Origin of the sequence: Luteimonas fraxinea, from assembly GCF_021233355.1 — a bacterium.
GTDB lineage: Bacteria > Pseudomonadota > Gammaproteobacteria > Xanthomonadales > Xanthomonadaceae > Luteimonas > Luteimonas fraxinea.
The window spans coordinates 3121894-3147219 of sequence record NZ_CP089507.1 but is presented as its reverse complement, the minus strand read 5'-3'; the positions used below and the strand labels follow the sequence as shown (position 1 = coordinate 3147219).

At 67.5% G+C, this 25326-nt stretch carries 19 protein-coding genes and 1 pseudogene; 8 read left to right on the top strand and 12 right to left on the bottom strand.

Features of this window, described 5'->3' with window-relative positions:
• The first annotated feature begins 36 nt into the window (after positions 1–36).
• Positions 37–954 (top strand): AEC family transporter, encoded by a 918-nt coding sequence (locus LU699_RS14145; protein ID WP_232136978.1) that lies wholly within the window; start codon positions 37–39, stop codon positions 952–954.
• A 74-nt stretch (positions 955–1028) separates the two neighbouring features.
• Positions 1029–1676, top strand: coding sequence for a class I SAM-dependent methyltransferase (locus LU699_RS14140; RefSeq protein WP_232580217.1), 648 nt, complete (start codon positions 1029–1031; stop codon positions 1674–1676).
• Here LU699_RS14140 and mdtD read toward each other — a convergent pair.
• The 6 genes from mdtD to LU699_RS14110 form a co-directional block, all read right to left on the bottom strand.
• The gene (gene mdtD, locus LU699_RS14135) at positions 1667–3094 is read right to left on the bottom strand and encodes a multidrug transporter subunit MdtD (RefSeq protein WP_232136980.1); all 1428 of its coding nucleotides are present in this window, start codon (positions 3092–3094) and stop codon (positions 1667–1669) included. The genes LU699_RS14140 and mdtD overlap by 10 nt on opposite strands.
• The gene (gene hutG / locus LU699_RS14130; protein WP_232136981.1) at positions 3091–3900 is read right to left on the bottom strand and encodes an N-formylglutamate deformylase; all 810 of its coding nucleotides are present in this window, start codon (positions 3898–3900) and stop codon (positions 3091–3093) included. Before hutG ends, mdtD begins: the two co-directional genes overlap by 4 nt.
• Before the next feature lie 36 nt (positions 3901–3936).
• Positions 3937–5325, bottom strand: a complete 1389-nt coding sequence (gorA, locus tag LU699_RS14125; protein WP_232136982.1) for a glutathione-disulfide reductase — start codon at positions 5323–5325, stop codon at positions 3937–3939.
• Entirely contained in the window at positions 5322–6569 is a 1248-nt protein-coding gene (locus tag LU699_RS14120; RefSeq protein WP_232580216.1) for an NAD(P)/FAD-dependent oxidoreductase, read from the bottom strand. The genes gorA and LU699_RS14120 overlap by 4 nt, the downstream gene beginning before the upstream one ends.
• Positions 6570–6723: 154 nt before the next feature.
• The gene (locus LU699_RS14115) at positions 6724–7959 is read right to left on the bottom strand and encodes a DUF418 domain-containing protein (protein WP_232136985.1); all 1236 of its coding nucleotides are present in this window, start codon (positions 7957–7959) and stop codon (positions 6724–6726) included.
• Positions 7960–8019: 60 nt separating this feature from the next.
• Positions 8020–8499, bottom strand: coding sequence for an FKBP-type peptidyl-prolyl cis-trans isomerase (locus LU699_RS14110; protein ID WP_232136986.1), 480 nt, complete (start codon positions 8497–8499; stop codon positions 8020–8022).
• An 89-nt stretch (positions 8500–8588) separates the two neighbouring features.
• On the opposite strand from LU699_RS14110, the gene LU699_RS14105 reads away from it, so the two are divergent.
• Both LU699_RS14105 and LU699_RS14100 read left to right on the top strand, forming a co-directional pair.
• Positions 8589–9158 carry a C40 family peptidase gene (locus tag LU699_RS14105; RefSeq protein WP_232136987.1) on the top strand — a complete coding sequence of 190 codons (570 nt, stop codon included), beginning with the start codon at positions 8589–8591 and terminating at the stop codon, positions 9156–9158.
• A 363-nt stretch (positions 9159–9521) separates the two neighbouring features.
• Positions 9522–10169, top strand: coding sequence for a C40 family peptidase (locus tag LU699_RS14100; protein WP_232137359.1), 648 nt, complete (start codon positions 9522–9524; stop codon positions 10167–10169).
• 244 nt (positions 10170–10413) lie between these two features.
• On the opposite strand, the pseudogene LU699_RS14095 reads toward LU699_RS14100, so the two are convergent.
• Positions 10414–11813 (bottom strand): annotated as a pseudogene (locus LU699_RS14095) (DEAD/DEAH box helicase).
• A gap of 439 nt (positions 11814–12252) precedes the next feature.
• On the opposite strand from LU699_RS14095, the gene LU699_RS14090 reads away from it, so the two are divergent.
• Positions 12253–12615: a hypothetical protein gene (locus LU699_RS14090; protein ID WP_232136988.1), complete on the top strand. Its 363-nt coding sequence runs from the start codon at positions 12253–12255 to the stop codon at positions 12613–12615.
• Between the two features lie 3 nt (positions 12616–12618).
• Positions 12619–14475, top strand: coding sequence for a monovalent cation:proton antiporter-2 (CPA2) family protein (locus tag LU699_RS14085; protein ID WP_232136989.1), 1857 nt, complete (start codon positions 12619–12621; stop codon positions 14473–14475).
• Positions 14476–14523: 48 nt separating this feature from the next.
• Here the strand turns inward: LU699_RS14085 and LU699_RS14080 are convergent, their stop codons facing one another.
• Both LU699_RS14080 and LU699_RS14075 read right to left on the bottom strand, forming a co-directional pair.
• Positions 14524–18105, bottom strand: a complete 3582-nt coding sequence (locus tag LU699_RS14080) for an ABC transporter permease/M1 family aminopeptidase (RefSeq protein WP_232136990.1) — start codon at positions 18103–18105, stop codon at positions 14524–14526.
• Positions 18106–18117: 12 nt separating this feature from the next.
• Positions 18118–19029: an ABC transporter ATP-binding protein gene (locus LU699_RS14075; protein ID WP_232136991.1), complete on the bottom strand. Its 912-nt coding sequence runs from the start codon at positions 19027–19029 to the stop codon at positions 18118–18120.
• 277 nt (positions 19030–19306) lie between these two features.
• On the opposite strand from LU699_RS14075, the gene LU699_RS14070 reads away from it, so the two are divergent.
• Entirely contained in the window at positions 19307–21394 is a 2088-nt protein-coding gene (locus tag LU699_RS14070; RefSeq protein WP_232137360.1) for a M13 family metallopeptidase, read from the top strand.
• A gap of 358 nt (positions 21395–21752) precedes the next feature.
• Positions 21753–23777, top strand: a complete 2025-nt coding sequence (locus LU699_RS14065; RefSeq protein WP_232136992.1) for a M13 family metallopeptidase — start codon at positions 21753–21755, stop codon at positions 23775–23777.
• A 179-nt stretch (positions 23778–23956) separates the two neighbouring features.
• Here LU699_RS14065 and LU699_RS14060 read toward each other — a convergent pair whose 3' ends face one another.
• The 3 genes from LU699_RS14060 to LU699_RS14050 all read right to left on the bottom strand — a co-directional run bounded on the left by LU699_RS14060 (position 23957) and on the right by LU699_RS14050 (position 25274).
• On the bottom strand, positions 23957–24610 hold the full coding sequence (locus LU699_RS14060; RefSeq protein ID WP_232136993.1) for a rhomboid family intramembrane serine protease: 654 nt from the start codon (positions 24608–24610) through the stop codon (positions 23957–23959).
• A 63-nt stretch (positions 24611–24673) separates the two neighbouring features.
• Positions 24674–25039 carry an MGMT family protein gene (locus tag LU699_RS14055; protein ID WP_232136995.1) on the bottom strand — a complete coding sequence of 122 codons (366 nt, stop codon included), beginning with the start codon at positions 25037–25039 and terminating at the stop codon, positions 24674–24676.
• 13 nt (positions 25040–25052) lie between these two features.
• Positions 25053–25274 carry a hypothetical protein gene (locus tag LU699_RS14050; protein ID WP_232580215.1) on the bottom strand — a complete coding sequence of 74 codons (222 nt, stop codon included), beginning with the start codon at positions 25272–25274 and terminating at the stop codon, positions 25053–25055.
• Positions 25275–25326: the final 52 nt, after the last annotated feature.

The window sequence follows — 25326 nt, the reverse complement described above, 5'->3', positions numbered from 1 at the left end:
GATCCCCCCGCCACGTCCGACCGCCACACCTGACCGATGCTCGACTACACCATCCCGGTTCTGCTGATCGTCCTGCTCGGCGTCTGGCTGCGGCGCAGCCGCTGGACGCCCGAGGGTTTCTTTCCGGCGATCGAGTGGTTTTCGTTCTACGTCGCGTTTCCCGCGCTGCTCTTCATCAACACCGCGCGGCTGGAATTCACCGGCGGCGCGCTGCGCGATCTCACGGCGGCGACCCTACTGCCGACGCTGGCAATGGTCGCGCTGCTGGTGATCGCATTGCGTTTCGCACCGCGCCTGCCCGACCCCAGCCGCTCGTCGATCATCCAGGGCGCCGTGCGTCCGAGCACCTACTTCGGCCTCGCGGTCGCATCCCTGCTGTTCGAGGACGCCACGGCTGCGCTGGTGATGCTGGCATTGGCGATCTGCCTGCCAGTGGTCAACGTGGTCGCGGTCGTCGCGCTGGCGTGGTGGGGCGGCACGCGCGTCAGCGCCGCGCGCATCGCCATGATGCTGGCGAAGAATCCGATCATCGTCGGGACGGTCGCCGGCGCGCTGGTGAATGTCCTTGGCCTGCAGGTGCCCGCGCCGCTCGCCAACGGGCTCGACATCGTCGGCAGCGCGTCGCTTGCGCTGGGTCTGATCTGCGTCGGCGGCGGACTCGACTTCAACTGGTCGGCGGCACGCCCGCTGTCGCTCGGTATCACCTCGACATTGAAGCTGCTGGCCCTGCCGCTGCTCGCCGTCGCGACCTGCCGCGTGCTCGGCGCCGACGAAGACGTGACCCGCGCTGCCTGCTTCTACGCCGCGCTGCCGACCGCATCCAACGCCTACATCATGGCGCGGCAGATGGGCGGCGACGCGCCGCTGATGGCGTCGCTGATCACGCTGCAGACGCTGCTCGCGATCGTCACCGTGCCGCTCGCGCTGCAGTTGCTGGTGTGGTGGCCGGCGTGATCGGAAGCGGATCGCACACGCGGGTGTAACGTTTCGATAACGCCTGAATGCGCGTCGGGCGGCAGACTGTCCCCATGCCATTCCCCGACCGCTATCTCGATCTCGGCTGCGGCGACGCCCCGCGAAACCCGTATGGCCGCGCCCGGTTGTGCGGCATCGACATCCGCGCGCCCGACGGCGACGTCGACCACGAGCACCGCACCGCAAACCTCGTCGTCGCGCCGATTCCGTATCCCGATGGCAGCTTCGGTTCCGTATCGGCCTACGATTTCATCGAGCACGTGCCGCGGATCTTTCCCGACGCGAACGGCGGCACGCGGTTTCCCTTCATCGAGCTGATGAACGAGATCTGGCGCGTGCTCGCGCACGACGGCCGGCTGTACGCGCTGACGCCTGCGTTTCCGCATACCGATGCCTTCGTCGACCCGACCCACGTCAACATCATCACCGACGCCAGCCACGCGTATTTCTGCGGGCCTGCGCCCGACGGCCGCATGTACGGCTTCCACGGGCATTTCGAGATCGTGCGGGTGATCCGCACCGAACGCGGCGCGGCCTACAGCGCCCTGCCCGGCTCGCCGCAGAATCACAGCCCGCGCAAACTCGCCGCGCGTGCGCTGCGCCGCTGGCTGCGCTGGATACGCGGTCGCGCGTTCACGCCGCGCGCGCCGTATCTGCTGTGGGAACTGCGCGCGGTCAAACAGGCGTCGCGTCAGGCCTGATCGCTGGTCTCGACGACGCGCCCCGGAATGCGATGGGTGCGACCCAGCTGCGCGAATATCGCCGCCGATGCCAGCGTCAGCGCGCCGATGCAGACGAAGGTCCAACGGAACGCCGCAAGCACCGGCGCATCGCCGACCGGCTCGCCACTGAAGGCGCCGAGCAGCCCGCCCGCGGTCGCGACACCCAGGCTCATCGCCAGCATCATCACCATCGACAGCAGGCTGTTGCCGGCGCTCGCTTCCAGGCCACCGAGACCACGCAGCGCCAGGGTGTTCATCGCGGTGAACTGCAGCGAATTGACCGCGCCGAAGATCGCGAACTGCACGATGTGCACCCACGTCGGCTGGCCCACGTCGACCAGCGCGAAGCTCGCCATCGTCAGACCGGTCAGCACGGTGTTGACCACCAGCACGTTGCGATAGCCGAAGCGCTGTACCAGCGGCACGACGATGCGTTTGGAGAACATGCCGGCGAGCGCGACCGGAATCATCATCAGCCCGGCATGGGTCGGCGGATAGCCGAGCGCGACCTGCAGCAGCAGCGGAATCATGTACGGCATGCCGCTGCTGCCGAGGCGCGCGAACAGATTGCCGAGGAGGCCGACACTGAAGGTGCGCGTACGAAACAGCGTCAGCGGAAACAGCGGCGCGACCGAACGTGCGGCGTGCAGCCAGTACGCGACCAGCGCGGCGAGGCCGGTGACCAGCAGCACGACCAGCGCCGCATGCCGCGCGGCGTTGCCCGACAACGCCTCGACCGACAACGAGATCGCGATCATGCCGAACGCGAGCATCGCGTAGCCGGGCAGATCGAACCGCGAGACCGGTGCGCGCAGATCGGGCATCCACTTCAGTGCCGCGATCGCGCCGAGTACGCCCAGCGGCAGATTGATCAGGAAGATCCAGTGCCAGGACGCGACATCGGCCAGCCAGCCACCGAGCGCGGGACCGATCAGCGGGCCGATCAGGCCGGGCACGGTGACGAAACTCATCGCCGCCAGGAACGCCGTACGCGGTACAGCGCGCAGCACCGCCAGTCGCCCGACCGGCATCATCATCGCGCCGCCGACGCCCTGCAGCACGCGCGAGGCCACCAGCGCATCGAGATTCTGCGACAGCGCGCAGGCCAGCGAACCGGCGGAGAACAGCACGATCGCCGCAACGAACAGACGCCGCGTGCCGAAGCGGTCGGCGAGCCAGCCCGACGCGGGAATCAGCATGGCCACGGTCAGCGCGTAGGCCACGACGACCGACTGCATGCGCAACGGCGACTGGCCCAGATCGACCGCCATCGACGGCAGCGCGGTGTTGACGATCGTGGTGTCCAGCATCTGCATGAACACCGCCGCGGCGACCAGCCACAGCATCGGCTTGAACGGGCGCAGCAGTTCGGCATCGCTGGCGCGTGTGGCGCTCATGCGCGGCGGGAGTCGCCGGTTGCATAGCCGATCGCGTCTTCGATCAGCGTGCGCAGCAGCGGCTGCAGCCGACCGGCGCGCGCCGCGTCCCAGGCGAACGTCTCCTCGTCCATGTAGCAGCGCTGGCTGATTTCCAGCTGCACGGCTTCGACGCCGGTCTCCGGCTGTCCGTAGTGCCGGGTGATATGGCCGCCTTTGAAGCGGCCGTTGGCGACGAAGCCGAACGTCGACTGCGCCCGGAGCTGCGCGGTCATCCGCGCTTCGAGTTCGGGACTGCAGCTCGCGCCGCTGGCGGTGCCGAGATTGAGGTCCGGCAGCGGACCTTCGAACAGGAACGGCAGCGTGCCGCGGATCGAATGCGCTTCCCACAGCACCACCCGGCCATGTGCGGCGCGCAGGCGCGCGATCTCATCCGCGAGCGCGGCATGGTACGGACGCCAATAGGTGTCGACGCGCGCGGTGACCTCGTCGGGCGTCGGCGCTGCATCCGGCAGGTACACCGGACCACCGTCGAAACGCACCACCGGGCACAGGCCCGTCGTGTTCTGGCCGGGATACAGCGAGACGTCGTCCTGGGACCGGTTGAGGTCGACGACATAGCGCGAATGCGTAGGCACCAGCATCGAGGCGCCGAGCTCGCGTGCGAACGCGTAGAGATCGGCGACATGCCAGTCGGTGTCGGGCACGCGACGTGCCTCGTCCGTCAATTGCGAGGCGATCGCATCGGGCACGTGCGTGCCGTTGTGCGGGATGCTGATCAGCAGCGGCGCGTCGCCGCGGTGGAGGTCGAAGAGGTCGGTGCGCATCGGCGCATTGTAGGCGCGGTCCGGTCGCGCCGGCGCTCAGCGCATCAGCACCACTTCCTCGGCGCTGGTGGGATGGATCGCGATCGTGTCGTGCAGATTGTCGAGGGTCGCGCCCATCTTCAATGCGACCGCGAAGCCCTGCAGGATCTCGTCGGCCGCATCGCCGAGCAGGTGGATGCCGCGCACGCGACGCTCGTCGCCGGTGCAGACCAGCTTGAACAGGCTGCGCTGGCTCGATTCGGCCAGCGCCTCGCGCATCGGACGGAAGTTGCTGCGGTAGATGTGCACGTCGTCGCCGTACTGCGCGCGCGCCTGCGCCTCGGTCAGGCCGACCATCGCCAGCGGCGGATGCGAGAACACCACCGACGGTACGTTATCGGCATCGAGCTTCGCGTCGGGTTTGCCGCCGAACAGGCGATCGCACAGACGACGCGCGGCCGCGATCGCGACCGGGGTCAGCGTCGGTCCGCAGCCACAGATATCACCGACCGCGTACACCCCCGGCGCGGGCGTCGCCTGCCACGCATCGACCGGGATGTTGCCGGCGGCGTCTGGCGTAATGCCGACGGTGTCGAGTCCGAGATCGGCGGTGTTCGGACGACGACCGGTCGCGAACATGACCTCGTCGTAGCCACCGCGCGACGTGCCGTCTTCGGCCTCGAGACGCAGGCCGTCGTCGTCGCGATGCAGGGCCTTGAGCCCGTAGCCGAACACCAGATCGATGCCCTGCTGGCAATAATTCTCCTGCAGTTGCGCGACGAGTTCGGCATCGGCCTGTCGCAGCAGCCGCTGCTCACGTACGAACACGTCGACCTGGCTACCGAGCGCCTGCAGCACGCCCGCGAGTTCGATGGCGATGTAGCCGCCACCGATGATCGCCACGCGCGACGGCGCCTCGCACCAGCGGAAGAAGTCGTCGGAAATCGCGCCCAGTGCGGCGCCCGGAATATCGGGGCGCTGCGGATGCGAGCCCGCGGCCAGCACGATGTGCGGCGCGGTCAGACAGGTGCCGTCTTCGCATTCGACGCGATCGCGCCCGGCCAGCCGTCCGCGCGCAGGCAGCACGAGGATGCCGTCGCGATCGAGCCGCGTGCGGTAGCTCTCGTGGATCATGTGGATGTAGCGCTGGCGATCGGTGATGAACGACGGCCAGTCGAACGCGACCTGCGTGTCCATCGGCAGATCGAACCCGAAGCGCGCGGCCTGCCCCATGCGCAGGCGCAGATCGGCGGCGAGCCACATCGCCTTCTTCGGCACGCAGCCGACGTTGACGCAGGTGCCGCCGAGCGGTTGGGGTTCCAGCACCGCGACGCGCTGGCCATGCTCGGCCGCGCGGAATGCCGCGGCGAGACCGCCGGAGCCGCCGCCGATGACGATGAGGTCGAAGTGCAGCAGCGCGGAATCGTCGTATGGCGCAGCGCTCATGCGAACCGCGCCGGCGCGTAGGGCGCGGGGTCGAAGCGCGGCGGGAGCCCGCAGATCAGGTCGCTCATCAGTTGTCCGGTCGCCACACTCATGCTGACCCCGAGCATGCCATGCCCGGTCGCGAGCCAGAGGTGACGATGGCCGGGTGCGCGGCCGAGAATCGGCACGTCGTCGACGCTGACCGGTCGCCAGCCGTACCACTCTTCCTCGCGCACCGGACCGACCGGTTCATGCAGGTATTCGCGCGCGGCGCGCTCCAGCGCATCGAGGCGCACGCGGTTGAGCGAGCGGTCGTAGCCGGAGAATTCCATCGTGCTGCCGAGCCGAAACCCGCTGTCCCACACGGTTACGCAGACGCTGCGTTCGTGCAGCACCATCGGCGTGCGCGGCACGATCGACGGACGCGAGTACGTGATCGAATAGCCCTTGCCCGGTTGCACCGGGACGCGCAGGCGCAGCGACTTCGCGAGCAGCGGCGACCAGGCGCCGGTCGCGAGCAGCAGATCGCGTCCTGCGAACATGCCCTGGCTGGTGTCCACGCGCACGCCATCGCCGGTCTCTTCGATCGCGCGCACCTCGCAGTGCTCGGTCAGTTCGCCGCCCAGCGCGCGGAACGCGCGTGCGAGGCCGGCAACATAGCGATCGGGACGCAGACGTGCATCGCCGGGAAAGCGGATCGCGCCAACCACGCCTTCGCGCAATGCAGGTTCCTGACGTAGATAGTCGGCGCCGTCGATGCGCTCGACCGCGACGCCCAGCGCGCGCAGCTGCGTGGCTTCGTCCTCGAACGCATCGAAATCGGCGCGGTCCCGGTAGATGTAATCGACGCCGGAGGCTTCGAATTCGCAATCGATGCCCAGCGTCTCCAGCCATTCCGGAAACGCATCCCGCGAAGCCTCGAGAATCGTCGAGCGCGCGCGCATCGCGTGCAGCCAGTCGGGCCGGTTGCAATGGCGTGCGAAGCCGATCATCCAGCGCCACAAGGCGGGGTCGATGCGCGGGCTCACCCGGAACGGCGCGTCGGGCATCAGCATCCAGCGCAGCGCCTTCGCCACCGTGCCGGGCGCGGCCAGTGGCGCAGCGTGGCTCGGCGTGATCGTGCCGCAATTGCCGTGCGAACTGCCGCAGCCCGCAGTGCCGGCCTCGAGCACACGCACCCCGCGGCCCGCCTGCAGCAGCGCGATGCCGCTGGCGAGGCCGATCACCCCACCGCCAACGATCAGCACGTCATCCCGCGCGTTCATGCCAGCGCCCTCGGAATCTGTTCAAGATCCGTCGCGAGCGCAGCCGGATGGCGCGTGGCGGAGCGCAGGAGGCGCAGCGTACGTCGGGTACGTGAGCACTCCGAGCACCGCACGCGCGCCTTCCGACAAGCGCAGCAGGATATTGGACAGATTCTCACGGCAGCGCGGGAATGCGCCGCCAACCCGGACGACGTCCGTAGGTCAGCCAGCGCCAGGTCCATTCCATCGGTCCATAGCGGTGATGCGACAGCCACGCATGGCTGATCCCGATCTGCAGCGCGAACACGCCGAGCACGATGCCGGTCTGCGCCGCGCGGCCCAGCTCGCCGAACAGGCCGAAGCCATAGCCATAGAACAGCAGCGAACAGATCAGCGACTGCGCGAGGTAGTGCGTCAGCGCCATGCGTCCGACCGGCGCGAACACGCCGAGCACGCGCGCGCCCGCACTGCTGCTCCACGCGAGCACGATCAGCGCGACATAGGCCAGCGACATCGGCAGCGCGCCGCACAGCATCAACCCCTGCGCCAGGAGTCCGCGTGGATCCATCGCGCCGAGCGGGAACGTCGTGCCGACGGTGACCGCGAGCGCGGTGAACACCAGACCCGTCGGCAACGTGATCGCCAGCAGACGCCACCAGAACCGGCGCTGCGCGGCCGGTGCCTGCAGCCAGCCACCGGACATCAGCCAGCTGCCGATGAGGAACACGCCCAGCACCATCGGCACCATCATCGTCTGGCCCATCAGGCCGATCTGCGCGTAATCGCTGACGCGCTGCACGAGCACCGCGCCGAAGCCGCCATCGGGATAGACACTCGCCGCGCGCTCGGCGCTCGCCGCGATCGGCGCGGACATCTCGGCCAATGCAGCTTCGGGCAGCACGAACATCACCGCCGCGAACAACAGATAGAAAGCCGCGATGCCGGCGTACAGCAGCAGGCCGGTCAGCAGCTGCCATTTCGGCGCGACCGCGCGCAACGCCATCAGGATCGCGCCGGCGATCGCATAGGTATGCAGGATGTCGCCCGGCCATAGCAGCACGATGTGCGCGATGCCGAACAGAAACAGCGCCGCCATCCTGCGCAGATAGACGCGTTCGACCGACAGCCCGGCGGCGGCGATGCGCCCGCTCATCAGCACGAAGCCCATGCCGAACAGCAGCGAGAACATCGTCCAGAACTTGCCGGCCACGAACACGTGCACGACCCACGCGACCGCATGGTCGAGCCCGGTCGCGTCGACCGGAATGCCGGACCCCATCTGCTGCATCGGCCGGTTGAACCATTCGATGTTCATCGCGAACACGCCGAGCAGCGCGATGCCGCGCAACACGTCCATCACTTCGAGACGCTGACCGGTGGGTACCGGTCCAAGCGCGGCCTGCGTCTGCATCCTGCGGTCCTCGCGATGTCAAAGCGCCGCCAGCGTCACTGCCGGCGGCTGCGCCCGATCTCAGTGCTGGTGACCGCCGTCGCCGTGCACATGGCCGTGCTCGACTTCTTCGGTCGAGGCTTCACGCACTTCGACGATCTCGATGTCGAACTGCAGGTCCTTGCCGGCCATCGGGTGGTTGAGGTCCACATCGACCACGCTCATGCCGATCTTCTCGATCGTCACTGCGCGCGGGCCAAAGCTGGTGTTGAGCACGACCTGCATACCCGGGGCGAGCTTCTGGTCGCCGAAGTGCTTCTTGGGCACGCGCTGGGTCATGCCGTCACGGCGCTCGCCGTAGGCATCGGCCGCGGTCACGTCGGCCTTGAAGGTCTCGCCGGCTTCACGACCGTCCATCGCCTTTTCCAGACCCGGGATGATGTTGCCGTGGCCGAACAGGATGGCCAGCGGCTGGCGGTCGCGCGAGGTTTCCACCGGCTCCTGGCCGGCTTCGGCGACGCTGTAATGGAAACGGACGACGCGGTCTTTCTCGATCTTCATTGCTGGAATATCCGGATAGCGCGGCAGCGCCGCTTGAGGAGGATGTGTGGCTGGGGCAGGATGCCGCGATGCAATCCACCGGGCGCCCCATGCAAGCAACCCCACATTATCCGGACTCCGGCACGCCGGCGCCAACCGCTGCGCGCCGCTGGCTGTTTCCGTTGCTGTTGGGGACCCTCGCGCTGGCCGCCTGCGGACGCGACGACGTGCGCCCCACCCCGTCCGCGGCGAAGCCGCAAGCCGCCACCCGCACCTGGACACCGGTCGCCCCGGCCGACCCGGCGGCGGCGAATGCGGTGCTAATGCGGGCGATCAGCCTCGTCGGCACGCCCTACCGCTACGGCGGCAACACGCCCGAGGGCGGCTTCGACTGCAGCGGACTGGTGAACTACGTCTTCCGCGACATGCTCGACCTGCGCCTGCCGCGCACCTCCCGCGAGCTGTTTGCCTACCAGGGCCCGAAGATCGAGCCCACACGCCTCGCGACCGGCGACCTGGTGTTCTTCGGCAGCGGCGGCAGTGTGACCCATGTCGGCATCTATGTCGGCGAGGGCCGCTTCGTGCACGCCCCGAGTACCGGCGGCACCGTGCGTCTGGACCATCTGGACGGCAGCTATTGGGTGCGGAACTACTCCGGGTCCAAGCGCGTCCTGCATTAGAGAGCGTAGCCGTCAGGGCGCAAGCCACGAGTGTCGCGAAGGCATCGCCCGATGCACCGCGGGCAGTCGATGCGTTCCGGATCGGATCGATGACACGCAAATTGGCTCCTCTTTGGCGCCGCCCTGCAATCTGTCGGCACCTCGTTCATCCAGGCCCGCATTCACCTTTTCACATCGTGGCTGCCACGCCGATTGCCCAAGCCTCGGGACTGAAGCGCGACACGCTTTCTCCACACGCTCTTCACCGATTTCTGTTCAAAAACGAGGACTTGTACGCATTCATTAATTTTTGTTTAACAACTTTCACATTCCCGTCCGGTAGCTTCCCCCGCTGGTCCGCGACAATGTGAAACCCACGTGACGATGACAGACGCAACGCCAGGCGCTCGCGCCAAACGCCACAGCCGCCTTCGCACTGCCTTCGTCGCAAGCGTTCTCGCCCTCTCCGCAGCACCCGTTTTCGCAGGCCCAGGCCTCGCCGGCGACTCCGCCGACCAGATCGAAGCGACCACCTCGGTCGCCCGCGCGCTCACCGCGCCGACCGCACAGCTCGCCCAGCCGGAAATGCTGCTGGCCAGCGACATCAACCAACTCATTGCGATGGACGTCGACAAGCCGGTCCAGGCTGACGGTCGCGTCGAAGGCCTGCTCAAGCGCGCCCTGAGCTTCATCGGCACCCCGTACCGCTGGGGTGGCTCCAGCCCGGACAGCGGCTTCGACTGCAGCGGCCTGGTGGGTTACGTGTTCCGCACCGCGCTGGGCATCGACCTGCCGCGCGTCTCCCGCGACATGGCGCAGAACGGCGAGCGCGTCGAGCGCACCGCCCTGACCGCCGGCGATCTGGTGTTCTTCGGCCGCCGCGGCAACCGCATCGATCACGTCGGCATCTATCTGGGCGACGGCCGCTTCGTGCACGCCCCGCGCAGCGGCAAGGACGTGATGGTCTCCGAGCTGGACTCGGGCTACTGGGCCACCCGCTTCAAGTCCGCACGCCGCGTCGCCGGCGTCTGAGGGCTGACGCCCGATGCGAGAAGGCCGCCGAAAGGCGGCCTTTTGCGTTGTGGACGCAGCTCTGGTCGCGGGCACGGCTTCTGGAAGCCCTCCCCCGCCTGCGGGGGAGGGCTTCTGTCCTCCAGCACCTGAAAAGTCAGTGGCGACACAGCCTGACATCAGGCGTTGCGTCGGCGCCGAAACAAAAAAAGGCCGCCCGAAGGCGGCCTTTTCCATCAACGAAGATCGAACACGACCCGGACCGTCAGGCCCGCGCCGCGCCCTGCATCACGCGCGGCTGTCGCGGCGTTCCTGCGGACGGCCGGCACCCGGACGGTGCTGCTTCGGGCCCGCATGCGCGTGCGCGCTGCGGTCCGCCGGCTTGCCGTGGCCGCGGTTGCCGGGCTTGCGCGGAGCGCGCTCGCCACCGGGCTTCTGCTCGCCCATGCGTGCACCCGGACGACCGGCAGACGGCTGACGACGCTGACCGCCACCGTTCTTCGGGATCGGCGTGTCGAGACGCACCGGCTGGCTCGGCTCGAAGCCGGGCACCGCCGTCAGGTCGATCTCGGCCTTGAGCATGCGCTGGATCTGGCGCAGCAGACCGCCCTCTTCCGGCGAGACCAGCGACAGCGCCTCACCCGTCGAACCGTTGCGACCGGTACGGCCGATGCGGTGCACGTAGTCCTCGGCGACCATCGGCAGATCGTGATTGATCACCAGCGGCAGGTTCGGAATATCGAGACCGCGCGCGGCGACGTCGGTGGCGACCAGAATGCGGGCGCGACCGGACTTGAACATGTCCAGTGCCTTCTGGCGCTGCGCCTGGCTCTTGTTGCCGTGGATCGCGACCGCCGGCAGGCCGGACTCGGCCAGCTGTTCGGCCAGACGGTTGCAGCCGTGCTTGGTCTTGCCGAACACCAGCACCTGATCGGTATGGCGCTTGGACAGCAGGTCGACCAGCAGATCGCGCTTGCGGCTGTTGTCGACCGGATGCGCGCGGTGCGCGATGGTCTCGGCGATCGTGCTGTTCTGCGCCACCTGCACCTGCTGCGGATCGCGCATGAACTCCAGCGCCATCGCCTTGATGCGCGGCTCGAACGTGGCCGAGAACAGCAGCGTCTGACGCTGCTTCGGCACGCGGTTCATGATGCGCTTCATCTGCGGCAGGAAGCCCATGTCGAGCATGCGGTCGGCTTCGTCGAGCACCAGCACTTCGACGGCGTCGAGCTTGGCGTGACCGCTGTCCATATGATCGAGCAGACGACCCGGGCACGCGATCAGCACGTCCACGCCGCGGCGCAGATTGTCGATCTGCGGCTGCATGCCGGCGCCACCGAAGATCGTCGTGACGTTCAGACGCAGGTGGCGGCCGTAGGTCTTGAGGTTGTCGGCGACCTGTACCGCGAGCTCGCGGGTCGGCACCAGGATCAGCGCGCGCGGCTTGCGCGGGCCCTTGGGCGGCGTTTCCTTGGCGAGACGCTGCAGCAGCGGCAGACCAAACGCGGCGGTCTTGCCGGTACCGGTCTGGGCGCCGCCCAGGACGTCGTTGCCGCCGAGGATCAGCGGAATGGCCTGCGCCTGGATCGGCGTGGGCGTGTTGTAGTCGTTTTCGGCGAGCGCGCGCAGCAGCGCGGGCGACAGCCCGAGGTCTTCAAACGTCATCTTGGAACTCCTTGCGCTTCCGCACGCCACCGCCTGCGAATCGTGCGGACGCACGACACCGGAACGGAAACGCTGGGAAGTCTTGCTCGGAGCTATCCAGAACCGCGCTGCGAGCAATGATGAAACGGCTGCCGGATGCTCCGGGCCGTGGTCTGCGCGACGAAAGACGTGCGGGATAAGTCCGCGCGGATCAGGAATCGATCAATGCGGTAGGCGTACCAGGATCGTATCTGTCGGCGCGGATCGCGTCGGACAGGGGCAGCCGTGTTGCAGAACGGGGCAGAGTCTACGCCAATTCAGCCTGCCATTCCAGCGGCCGGCCATGCGCCGCGACAGCCGGCGCTCAGGCGCCCGGTCGCGACACGATGCGTGCCACACCGCCGCTGGGCGCTCGTCCGGCGCTGTGTCACCCTTCACGCATCCTCGACAGGATCCACCCATGGCCTTCCGATCCAGCGCGCCGTCTGCTCCGATGCTGCTTGCGCGCGTCCTGATGGCCAGCCTGTTCATCGTGCTCGGCGGCTGGCGGGTCTGGGGCGCACTCAACGGTTTGGTGCTGTCGAACGCCGCGCTGGTGCTCAGCGTCGGCGAACTGCTGCTGGGCCTGCTGCTGCTCGGTGGCTGGCGCCTGCGCTGGGTCGCGCTGGCGGCCGCGGCGCTGCTGGTGGCGGACGCCTTGCTGTCGCATCCCTTCTGGTCGGCGCGCGCCACGGCGCTCGACGGCCAGCTGCTGCATTTCATGAAGAACATCGCGTTGGCCGGCGGCTTCCTGCTGCTGGCCGCGACCGCACCGAGGAAGTGATCCATGGCCACCGAGGCCCACGAAACCACCAGCCAGCTGATCCAGGTGGTCGCATTGCTCGGCGCTGCCGTCGTCGCGGTGCCGCTGTTCCGCAAGCTCCGGCTCGGCTCGGTGCTCGGCTATCTGGCCGCGGGTCTGGCGATCGGCCCGTTCGGCTTCGGCTGGTTCTCCGATCCCGAATCGATCCTCCACGTCGCCGAACTCGGCGTGGTGATGTTCCTGTTCGTCATCGGCCTGGAAATGCGGCCCTCGCATCTGTGGAGCCTGCGCCGGCAGATCTTCGGCCTCGGCGCGCTGCAGATCATCCTCAGCATCACCGCGCTGACCCTGCTCGGCGCCGCGTTCGGGTTTCCATGGCCGATCGCGTTCGTCGGTGCGTCCGGCTTTGTGATGACATCCACCGCGGTGGTGATGCAGCTGCTGTCCGAGCGCGGCGAGATCGCCCTGCCCCACGGCCAGAAGATCGTCTCGGTGCTGCTGTTCGAGGATCTGCTGATCGTGCCGCTGCTGGCGCTGATCGCGTTCCTCGCGCCGACGCCTGAAGCCGCCGTCGATGCGCCGTCGCGCTGGATGTCGATCGCGATCGGCATCGGCTCGCTGGTCGCGTTGATCGTCGCCGGCATCTATCTGCTCAATCCGATGTTCCGCATCCTCGCCGCAGCCAAGGCGCGCGAAGTCATGACCGCGGCCGCGCTGCTGGTGGTGCTGGGCGCGGCGCTGCTGATGCAGCTCGGCGGCCTGTCGATGGCGATGGGCGCGTTCCTCGCCGGCGTGCTGCTGTCGGAATCCTCGTTCCGCCACCAGATCGAAGCCGACATCGAACCCTTCCGCGGCATCCTGCTGGGCCTGTTCTTCCTCGGCGTCGGCATGGCCTTGAACCTGACGGTGGTCGCGGCGAACTGGCCGCTGATCGTCGGCGGCGTGCTGGCTGCGATGGCGACCAAGGCGCTGTGCATCTACATCGTGGCGCGCGTGACCCGCAGTTCGCATCCCGAAGCGCTGGAGCGCGCGGTGCTGATGGCCCAGGGCGGCGAGTTCGCCTTCGTGCTGTTCTCCACCGCCGCCGCGACCGGCCTGATCGATGCCGAGGTCAATGCCAATTTCACCGCGATCGTCGTGCTGTCGATGGCGCTGACACCGCTGGTCGTGCTGATGACCCAGCGCTTCATCGTCAAGGCCAAGGCCGCGCGCCCGGATGACGTGGAAGATGTCGAAGGCCAGAGCGGCAGCGTGCTGATCATCGGCTTCGGCCGCTTCGGCCAGGTCATGAGCCAGTCGCTGCTGGCGCGCGATGTCGACGTCACGATCATCGACACCGACATCGAGATGATCCAGAGCGCGGCCGAGTTCGGTTTCAAGGTCTACTACGGCGACGGCACCCGTCTCGACGTGCTGCACGCCTCGGGCGCCCGCACCGCGCGCGCGATCGCGATCTGCATCGACGACCGCGAGGCCGCCGACCGCATCGTCGAACTCGCCCAGCACGAATTCGCCCAGGCCAAGCTGATGGTGCGTGCATTCGACCGCGCCCACGCGCTCAAGCTGGTCAACGCCGGCGTCGACGTGCAGGTGCGCGAGACCTTCGAGTCGGCGGTGCATTTCGGCGCTGCGGTGTTGCGCGAACTCGATGTGTCCGAAGAAGACGCCGCCGCGATCGCGACCCAGGTCCGTCGTCTCGACGCCGAGCGCTTCGAGCTGGAGACCGCCAGCAACGACACCCGCGCCGGCATCCCGCTGATCATCAAGAACACGAATGCGCCGGGCCCGAAGCCGACGCCGCTGACGCGTCCGCGCCGCGAGAGCAAGCGGCTCAACGATGCCGCGGCGGCAGCGCCCGCACCCGACGCTCCATTGCCCTGAGCGCGGAGTCCGGGGCGATGACCCACATCGCCCCGAAAACCGGTTCCGTTACAGCGTCACCCGCCGCCGGTTGTCCGACGAGACCCGGTCGATCAGCTTGTTGTAGGGATCGAAGCCGGCCTCGAACGGCGCCTCGTCAACCGTCACCGTGATCACCGGATCGGCGGTCGTGATGTGGTGGCGCTCCAGGTACAGCACTTTCTCGTCGCGTTCCTTGCCCGACGGCCCGCGTGCGAACACGCCGACCTCGATCCAGTCGTCGAGCACGCCCGCTGTCTCGCGACCGGTGCCATCGGCGTAGCGCTTGGCCGCATGCAGGTTGAGCGTGACGTCGTAGCGGCCATCGTCGCGACGCGTCGTCGTCGCCGTCACGACCCGGTTGTCGTAGAAGCTGATCGTCTCGAACAGATCGGTGATCAGCGTCTGCTGGTCGGGTCGCGCTTCGGCCCGGATGTAGTCCAGCAGTTCGCGCGACGTGGCGTACGGCGGCTGCTGGTAGGCCTTGTCCTCGAGGAACCGCTTGAGCGCGCGATTGAGCGCGGCCTCGCCCATCTCTTCGCGCAGGCGATAGAACATCAGCGAACCCTTCTGGTAGTGGATGTACTGCTGGTTCTCCACGCGGTAGAGCGGCAGCTCCTCCAGCAGCTCACCGCCGCGACCGCCGAGGTAGCGGTCCAGTTCGTACTTCAGGAACTGGCGCATGCGCGGTCGCCCGTATTCCTGCTCCATCACCATCAGCGCCGAGTACTGCGACAGGGATTCGGACAGCATCGTCGCGCCCTGCACGTTCGCGCCGATCACCTGGTGCGCCCACCACTGGTGTGCGACCTCGTGCGCGGTGACGTAGAACACGTAGTCGAGCTTGTCGGCATCGCGCAGGTCGGCGATGAAGCCGATCGACTCCGAGTACGGCACCGTGTTCGCGAACGCCTGGGCGAAGCTGCCGTAGCCCGGGAACTCGATGATGCGCAACTGGCGATGCTGGTACGGCGTGAAGTTGGCCTCGTAGTAGGCCAGCGACTTCTGCGTCGCCTCGATCATCCGGTCGACATTGAACGGATGCTTGGGGTCGAAATACACCTCGATCGGGATGTCCTTGTACATGCCCTTGCGGACCTCCCAGCGCGCGGAGAGGAATGCGTAGAAGTGCAGCATCGGGCGATCCATCGCATAGCTGAAGCAGCGACGCCCGTCGCGCTCGAACTCGCGTTCGATGTAGCCCGGCGCCAGCGCGATCTGGTCGGGCGCAGTGCAGATCGTCGTGCTGAAATCGATCCAGTCGGCGTCGTCGGTCAGATAGGTGTTCGCGCGGGCGGCTTCGTCCTCCAGTTTCGGCATACGCCGCGGTTCGCCGAGATCGCGCTTGCGCCGTTCGTTGCGGTCGCTGATCTCGACACGCGCGCTGTAGCCGAACTGCGGAAACATCCCGCTGTTGAAGAAGCTGCCGTTCTCGACGAACTGCGTCTGCGCCTGGGTGCTGGTGATGCCGGTCGGATGGAAGTCGACCCTGAAGCGGAACTCGCGCGTCTCGCCCGGCGCCAGCGGTGTGGCGAGCCGGTAGATGCGATAGCCCAGCGGCGCGTCGTGCTTGGCGAGCGTCTGCCCACCGAGATCCACGTCGACCAGCGCACGGTCGTCGCTCATGCCGATGTGCACGTCGGTGATCGGCCCGGCATGCGGATTGCGCACGGTGTAGACCAGCGTGCCGGTCATCGATTGCGTTTCGGGGCGCAGGTCGATGTCAGAGCGGCTCGCGATGATGCGCGGCTGCGGCAACGACTCGTACTGCTTGTAGTCGCGCTCGTAGCGGGCCTGCAGATCGAGCTGGCCATCGGGCGAGACGAAATCGTTGCGGATGTTGGTGTTCCAGAACAGCACACCACCAACCGCCGCGAACGCGAGCACTGCAGCCGCGAATGCCAGGCCCAGGCCGCCCCGCAGCTGCGCACGCATGTCGGCCAGACGCTGGCGCCAGCCACCATCCACGCCGCGCACCCACAACGCCGCCGCGAGCAGCAACAGCGCTGCGACGAACAGACCCCAATAGCCCTGGAATGCCAGCTGGCCGGCGAGGAAGTGCCCGTAGCCGTTCATGTCGGAATACGGCGCGTTCGGCCACGCGCCGATCGTGTAGAGGTTGTGGGTGAAATCGAGCATGCCGAGCACGGCCTGGGCGACGAGCACCAGCACCAGCAGGCCGTAGCCGATGAACTTGTTGTTGGCGAAGACCTGCAACGCCAGCGCCAGCCCGCCCATGATCACGTAGGGAATCGAGTCGAACACCAGCGCCTGCGCGTAGACCAGCGGCTCCAGCTGCACGCTGCCCTTGAACAGCTGGATCGTCATCGCCATCGCCATGCCGATCATCTGGAACAGCGCGATCACCACCAGCAGGGTCAGGAACTTCGCCAGCAGCGGAATGCGATTGGCCACCGGCATCGCATCGACCACCTCGTTGAGCTTCGCGCTGCGTTCCTTCCACACCAGTTCGCCGGCGTAGAACATCACCACGATCATCAGCAGGAAGCTGTAGCTGCTGCGCAGCGCGTCGAGCATCTGCGACGTCACCGGATACACCGACGTGCCGTACAGCGACTGCTGGAACAGCGCCGACGGCACGAAGTTGAGGATGCCGAACAGCAGCATCACCAGGAACGGCACGCTGCGCAGCACGCCTGCGGTGTCGAACCGCACCTGTCGCCAGGTCTGCGTCCAGGCGGTCGCCGCGCCGAACACAGGCTGGACGCGGATCGGTGCGCGCGACGGCACGACCGATGCCACGGTGGCCGGAGCCGTCACGCGTCGACGCCTGAACAGTCCGCGCCCCGTCCCGCTGCGCTCGGTCCGGAAGAGCGAGAAGGCCGCCGCGAACAGCGTCAGCGATACGCCCAGCCACAACGCGCGATTGGCGAGCAGATACTCGGCGAATGCGGGCAGGCCGGCATTGCGTTCCTCGGCCGACCAGTACCGCAGCGTGCGCGACAACGCGCGCACGCCGAGCGGCTCGACCAGCGTCGCCAGCCAGATGTTGTCGATGTCCTTGATCAACGTCGCACTGACGCCGTAAACCACGAAGAACGCCAGCACGCCGATGTAGACCCAGAGGATCGAACGCGTGGTCACCGCGAGAACCGCGAGCAGCGCCGTGACGAACAGCAGGTTCGGCAGCACGAGCACGCCGAGCGACCACAGATACGGCTGCAGCGACACTGGCCCGAGGCGCGCCGGATCGATCCACGGCATGAACTGCGCGACGAACAGGCCGACACCGATGACGACGAAGACCGCCAGGCTCGCCAGCAGCGCCGCGCCGATGCGGCCGAGCAGATAGTCGCGCCGGCGTACCGGCCCCGCGAACAGCAGGTCCGCGGTGCCCTGCTCGAAATCGCGCAGCAGCGCGGTGCTGACGAAGATCGGCACGATCAGCATCGTCAACAGGGTGAAGGCGCCGAACAACTGCGCCACGACGACCGGCGCATTGCGATGCACGTTGCCGATCGCGCCACCGATCTGCACCGCATCACTCGACGCGGCGCCGAACCCGAGCAGCGCGAACAGCACCGCGAGACACCAGAGCAGCGGCGAACGGAGCTGCTGGCGCAGCTCGAAACGGAAGAATTCGAGAATCATGGCGTGCTCCGGTCAGACGACCGGCGCAGGCGTGGCCTGCTGCCGCGCCTGCAGACGCAGGCGCTGGAAGTACACGTCTTCGAGATCCGGATCGATCTGCACGAAGCCGTCCTCCGGACGATCCGCACTGTGCACGTGGATCACCGGCTGGCCGGCGACCAGCCGCGTCGACAGCACCGTGTGCGCAGCCTCGTAACCGGCGAGCGTGTCCTTGGTGACCTGCTTGCGCCAGACCTGCTGCGACAGCGCTTCGATCGCATCGCTCGGGCGCCCGGTCAGGAGCACCTGACCGCGGTTCATGATCGCCATCGTCGGGCAGAGATCGGTGACGTCTTCGACGATATGCGTCGACAGGATCACCACCACGTCTTCGCCGATCGCCGCCAGCAGATTGAGGAACCGGTTGCGCTCTTCTGGATCGAGACCGGCGGTGGGCTCGTCGACGATCACCAGACGCGGATTGCCGAGCAGCGCCTGGGCGATGCCGAAGCGCTGGCGCATGCCGCCGGAGAACGTACCGAGCTTGCGCTTGCGCGCATCCCACAGGTTCACCTGCACGAGCAGGCCGTCGACGACCTCACGCCGTTGCTTGCGATCGGTCAGGCCCTTGAGCACGGCGAAGTGTTCGAGCAGATCCAGCGCGCTCACCTTGGGATACACGCCGAAATCCTGTGGCAGATAACCCAGCTGGCGGCGCACCGCATCCTTGTCGCGCAGCACGTCGATCGGACCGTCGCTGCCATCGAGCGTGACGCTGCCGCCGTCGGCCGATTGCAGTGTCGCCAGCGTGCGCATCAGCGAGGACTTGCCCGCGCCGTTGGGACCCAGCAACCCGAACATGCCGCGCGGGATGTCGAGCGTCACGCCGTCGAGGGCGCGCACGCCATTGGCATAGGTCTTGGTCAGGTCACGGATCGCGAGCATGGGCGTCTCCCTGTGCCATCGGCACGATGGCGCGATCCTCACCTGTCCCGCGCGGCCGCGCATGGGTCGAACGTCACCCGCCGTTGAAAAGCGGATCGCCACGAACCGCAAAACCGCGCACGGCCCGACCTCGCCCGCGCCCCGGTGGCCCGCCCGCACGCATGACCTTCGACACCCCCGGCGCCTCCGGGGCAGGCGTAGAGTGCGCCCACACCGGGCGTCGCCCGGCGGTCCTTCCTTTCGGAGATTCCACGTGATTGCCTTCGTTCCCAAGCGCCTGCTGCTGACCTGTTCGGTGGTGCTGGCGCTGTCCGCCTGTTCGGGCGACCAGGACACCCCGCCGGCCACGGCCGCCGCGCCGGCGACGGATGCCGCCGCACCCAAAAAGCTGACGCTCGACGAGAGCACGCTGCCCGGCGTGAACCGCTTCGAGATCGGCGATCTCGACACCAGCAAGAACGCCTGTACCGATTTCGACGCCTACGCGAACGGCAAGTGGCTCGCGGCCAATGCGATCCCAGGTGATCGCACCTCGTGGGGCGCGTTCGAGATGCTCGACGAGCGTTCGACCGCCATCCAGCGCCAGCTTGCCGAGCAGTCGGCGGCCGATACCGCCGCGACCGGCATCGAGAAGATCGTCGGCGACTTCTGGGCCACCGGCATGGACGAGGCGAAGATCAACGCCCAGGGCGTCGAGCCGCTGAAGGACCGCCTGGCGTCGATCGAAGCGCTGGCCGATGGCCCGGCGGTTGCCGAGTACCTGCGCCAGACCTATGCGCGCGGCGAAGGCGGTCTGTTCGGCTTCGGCCCCGAGGCCGATTTCGACGTGCCAACCATGAACATCGCCTACGCGATGCAGGGCGGCCTGGGTCTGCCCGACACCAGCTACTACACCGATGCCGACAAGGCCCCGGTGCGCGCGCAGTACGTCGCCCACGTGGCGAAGATGCTCGAACTGTCCGGCGTGCCGGCCGCCGATGCGGCGACGCAGGCCAAGTCGGTGCTGGCGTTCGAAACGCGCCTGGCGTCGAAGTCCAAGTCCAGCGTCGAGATGTCGCGTGACGTGAAGCTGTTCTACAACCCGGTCACCCCGGCGGAAGCCGATGCGCTGACCCCGAACTTCCCGTGGACCACGTTCTTCGAATCGCAGGGCGTCGCCGTGCCGGAGAAGTTCTCGCTGGCGATCCCGGACTTCCACAAGGAAGTCAGCGCGATGCTCGGCGACACGCCGGTCGCCGACTGGCAGAGCTATCTGCGCTATCACCTCGTCGACGGCGCCGCGCCGTATCTGGGCGATGCCTTCGTGCAGGAGAACTTCGACTTCTACGGCAACAAGCTGCGTGGTCAGAAGGAACTCAAGGAACGTGGCAAGCGCGTGCTCGACACGCTCAATGACCAGGCCGGCGAAACGCTGGGCCAGTTGTACGTGCAGGTCGCGTTCCCGGCCGAGTCCAAGGCGCGCATGGAAACGCTGGTCAAGAACCTCAGCGAATCGCTGAAGGTGCGCATCGAGAACCTGGCCTGGATGAGCGACGAGACCAAGGCCAAGGCGATGGAGAAGTGGGCCTCGTTCACGCCGAAGATCGGTTACCCCGAGAAGTGGCGCGCATGGGACGGCCTGTCGACCTCGCGCGACAGCTACATCGGCAACGTGCTCGCCGCGACCGAGTTCAACTACAAGTGGATGCTGTCGAAGATCGGCCAGCCGGTCGACAAGACCGAATGGGGCATGACGCCGCAGACGGTCAACGCCTACTACAACCCGCTGCAGAACGAGATCGTGTTCCCGGCTGCGATCCTGCAGCCGCCGTTCTTCGATCCCAGCGCGTCGGACGAGATCAACTACGGCGGCATCGGCGCGGTGATCGGTCACGAGATGACCCACGGCTACGATGATCAGGGCAGCCGCTTCGGCCCGACCGGCAAGTTCGAGAACTGGTGGACCAAGGCCGACTCGACCGGCTTCACCGGCCGCACCGATCTGCTGACCTCGCAGTTCAACGCGTACGAAGCCGCGCCGGGCAAGCACGTCGACGGCAAGCTCACGCTGGGCGAGAACATCGCCGATCTCGGCGGTCTGGCGACGGCCTTTGATGCGATGAAGAAGGCGGCCGGCGACACGCCGGACCCGATGACCGACGGCCTGAGCCGCGACCAGCGCTTCTTCCTCAACTGGGCCACCGTGTGGCGTCGCAACTTCACCCCGCAGGAACTCGACGTGCGGCTGAAGACCGACTCGCACGCCCCGGCGAACTTCCGCGCAGTCGGCGCGCCGTCGAACCTGCCCGCGTTCGCGGCCGCGTTCTCGTGCAAGCCCGGCGATCCGATGGTCCGCACCGGTGACCAGCAGGTCGTGATCTGGTGATCCACGCGGTATCGCGGTAACCAGGAAGCCCGGCAGCGATGCCGGGCTTTTTCTTTGTCTTTTCTTCTTGTGACCTCTCCCTCCGGGAAAGCGCCTGCCCCGGACTTGATCCGGAGTAGATGCGCGCAGCGCATCGGGTGAGGGCTGAGGATCGCGCGCCGCGTTCCGGGCCAACGGCATTCCTCCGAAGGCCCACGTCTTCGAAATGAAAGTGCGAGCGCAGTGCGACCTTTGCATCCCGCAACAGTCGATCTGCCCCACGTCTTTCGCCGCACATCCCTGAACGCGAAATCCCGCACCGTCCCGCCGTCGCGCGGCTTGCTAGACTTGCGCGATTCATGCCCGCACGGACTCCGCAATGCCGATCCAGCACACGCTTGCCCGCCCCGCCCTGCTCGCCGCCTCGATCGCACTGCTGGTCGGCCTGAGTTCCGATGCCGACGCCCAGCGTCGTCGCGCCGCCGCCCCGAAGGGACCGCCGCCGGTCACCGCCTGCACCGACCTCTACAGCTTCACCAACAAGGACTGGCTGGCCGCGAACATGGTCGCCGCCGGTCAGGGCACGCGTTCGGCGCTCGGTGAACTGCAGGCGCTCGCGCTCACGCAGCAGCACGACCTGCTCAACAAGGCGATGACGTCGCCGCAGAACGACGTGCAGCGCCTGCTCGGCGACTTCTGGGCCAGTGGCCTGGACGAGGCCGCGGTCGAGGCCGATGGCGCCAAGCCGATCGCCCCGCTGATCGCCCGCATCGACGGCATCCGCCGCACGCGCGATATCGCGCCGGCACTGGCCGCGCTGCACCAGGTCGGCATTCCGGTGCTGTTCGAGTTCGGCGCCGAAGTCGATCTCGCCGATCTCAACCGCCACGTCGGTTACTTCACCCAGGGCGGCCTCGGCCTGCCCGACCCGGCGTACTACAGCCGTGGCGATGCCGAGACCCAGCAGATCGTCTCGCAGTACACGCAGTACGTGCGCAACATCCTCGCGCTGACCGGCACCGCCGAAGACCGCCTCGACGCCGAGACGGCGCTGGTGATCGATCTGGAGCGCCGCATCGCGGCCGTCTCCAAGCCGCTGGCCGACCTGCGCGATCCGCGCGCGCAGTACGCGCTCGTCGACACCGCCGGTCTCGACAAGCAGTACCGCCGTCTGCAGCTGGGCACGTTCCTGTCCGCGCAGAGCGTGCAGGCACCGCAGGTGTCGCTGGCGAATCCCGAGCTGTTCACCCAGCTCGACACGCTGGTCAATGCGCTCAAGCCGGAACAGTGGAAGGCCTACCTGCGCTTCCATATCGGCAACGCGATGGCGCCGTATCTGTCGAAGAGCTTCCGCGACGCCGAATACGATTTCCACGGCCGCATCCTGCGTGGCGAAACCGCGCAGCCGAGCCGTCAGCAGCTGACGCTGGGCGCGATCAACCGCGCCGCCGGTCCGATGATGTCGCGCGAATACGTCGCCGCGTACCTGCCCGACACCACCCGCGCCCGCGCCGAGACGATCGCAGGCCAGGTGCGCGATGCACTGGGCCGCGGCATCGAGCGCAACACCTGGATGACCTCGACCGCGAAGACCGAGGCCAAGGCCAAGCTGGCCGCGCTGAAGATCGAGATCGGCGCGCCGGTGCAGGACATCGACTACACCGTGCAGCCGATGGGCCGCGCCAGCTTCGGCAGCAACATGCTGATCGCATCCACCTGGCGTCATGCGCAGGAAATGCGCCGCATCGGCCAGGCCAATGCCGGTCGTCGCTGGGACGTGCTGCCGCAGACGCCGGCGCTGGCCTACGACCTCGCGCAGAACCGTCTGATCGTGTCCGCCGCCGTGCTGCAGGCGCCGGTGCTCGACGTCGCTGCCGAGGCCGCCACGCACTACGGCACCTACGGCGCGCTGGTCGGCCACGAGCTGAGCCGCGCGATCGACATCAAGGGCAAGCAGGTCGATTCGACCGGCACCGTGCGCACCTGGTGGAGCACCGACGACGACGCCGGCTGGCTGACCGCCACCGACAAGCTCGTCGCGCAGTACAACGCCTACGGCTACCCGGGCCTGACCGGTTCGCAGGTCAACGGCGCGCTGACGCGTGACGAGAACGCCGCCGACCTGGCCGGCGTTGAACTCGCATGGGACGCGCTGCAGCAGGCGAACCCGGAGCTCGCGCAGCCGGCCAAGGAAGCGTTCTTCCGCGGCTGGGCGCAGCTGTGGCGCCAGCAGTCGGCCATCGACACCGCGACCCGCAATGCCGCGACCAGCGTGCATGCGCCGGGCCAGTGGCGCGCGAACGGTCCGGTGGCGAACCTGCCGGTCTACACCGAGACCTTCAAGTGCGGCGCCACCGATGCGATGACCCGCAAGGCCGAAGACCAGGTGCGCATCTGGCGCTGAGCCGGGGCCAATTCGCGACGCGAAAATGCGCCGGCTTGTCCGGCGCATTTTTTTTGGGCGGCTTGTGATGCGTCAGGCGATGTGTTCGGCTGACGCTCGGCCGTGCGTCGACTGACCAGGCTTTCGCAGGATGGGTAGACCGAAGCGAAACCCATCGAAACCCAATGAAAGTGGGCGCCTCAGACCCTGCGCACGTGCCGCTTGCCGCCACCGCGGTTGAACGGCGGACGCCCGCGCCAGTGCTGCAGCAACAGCCAACCGAACAGCATGCCGCCCAGGTGCGCGAAGTGGGCCACGCCCGAGCGTGTACCGGTGATGCCGAGTACCAGCTCGACCAGGCCGTAGACGATCACCAGCGTGCGCGCACGCATCGGGATCGGCGGAAACAGCAGCACCAGCCGCTGGTTCGGGAACAGCACGCCATACGCCAGCAGCAGGCCGAACACGCCGCCCGATGCCCCGAGGGTGGGATACGGGAATGCGCCCTGCGCCAGCGACCACGTCACCACGCCGAGCTGGCACAGCCCCGCGCCGATCACGCAGACCAGGTAGTAGGTGACGAAGCGCCTGGTGCCCCAGGTGTATTCGAGCTGCGAGCCGAACATCGCCAGTGCCAGCATGTTGAATGCCAGATGCCCGATGTTGCGTGGGTCGTGCATGAAGCCGTAGGTCACCAGCTGCCACGGCTGGAAGCCGAGCCCGCCCGCCTCCGCGCCGCCCAGCGGCCACAGCATGAAATGCGCGAGCGCATTGCCGATCGCCAGCTGCAACACGAACACGACCACGTTGATGGCCAGGATCACTTTGACGGCCAGCGGCAACCTCGGAAACATCCGGACTCCTCGTTTTTTCCGGCGCCATGATACCGGCGACGCTGTGTAGACGATCGTGCCGGATCAGGCGTGTGCGTCGGGTCCCCACAGCGCGGCGTCGAGGGTGTCGTCGGCCGGCATTCGCACGCGGCCACGCGTCACCGTGACGCCCTCGGCGCGCAGCCGCTGCGCCTGTTCTCGGAAGCCCGGCGAGCATTCCGGAAATGCGATGCGGCCGTCACTGCGCACGACCCGATGCCACGGCAGGTCCGGATCGCCGTGATCGCGTAACACCCGCGCGACCAGACGTGCTCGCCCTGGCAGACCGGCGCGGCGTGCGATGTGTCCGTAACCGGCGACGCTGCCGACCGGCACCGCGTGGATCGCGGCGAGAATGCGGGCGCGGGAGATCGCGTAGGCGTCTTCGGCTTCCGGGCTTTTGACCGCCATGCGCCGGCCGAGATCAGGCCCGACGCGACTGGCGCGTGGCGTGCACGACGCGTCCGATGATGTAGAGCACGAGGCCGCTCAGGAATCCACCCTGCGCGCCCCACATCAGCAACTGGAACGACGTGCTGTTCGCCGGCGGCATCACTGCGAACAGCGTGACAGCGCAGACCAGTCCAATGACGATCAGGACCAGTCCGCATTTCAGATAGATATTAGTGAGGCCGAGTCGGGACACGGGCACATCCTCTATGCAGGTGTCCCGAGACTCTAACAAACAGCCGACAGAC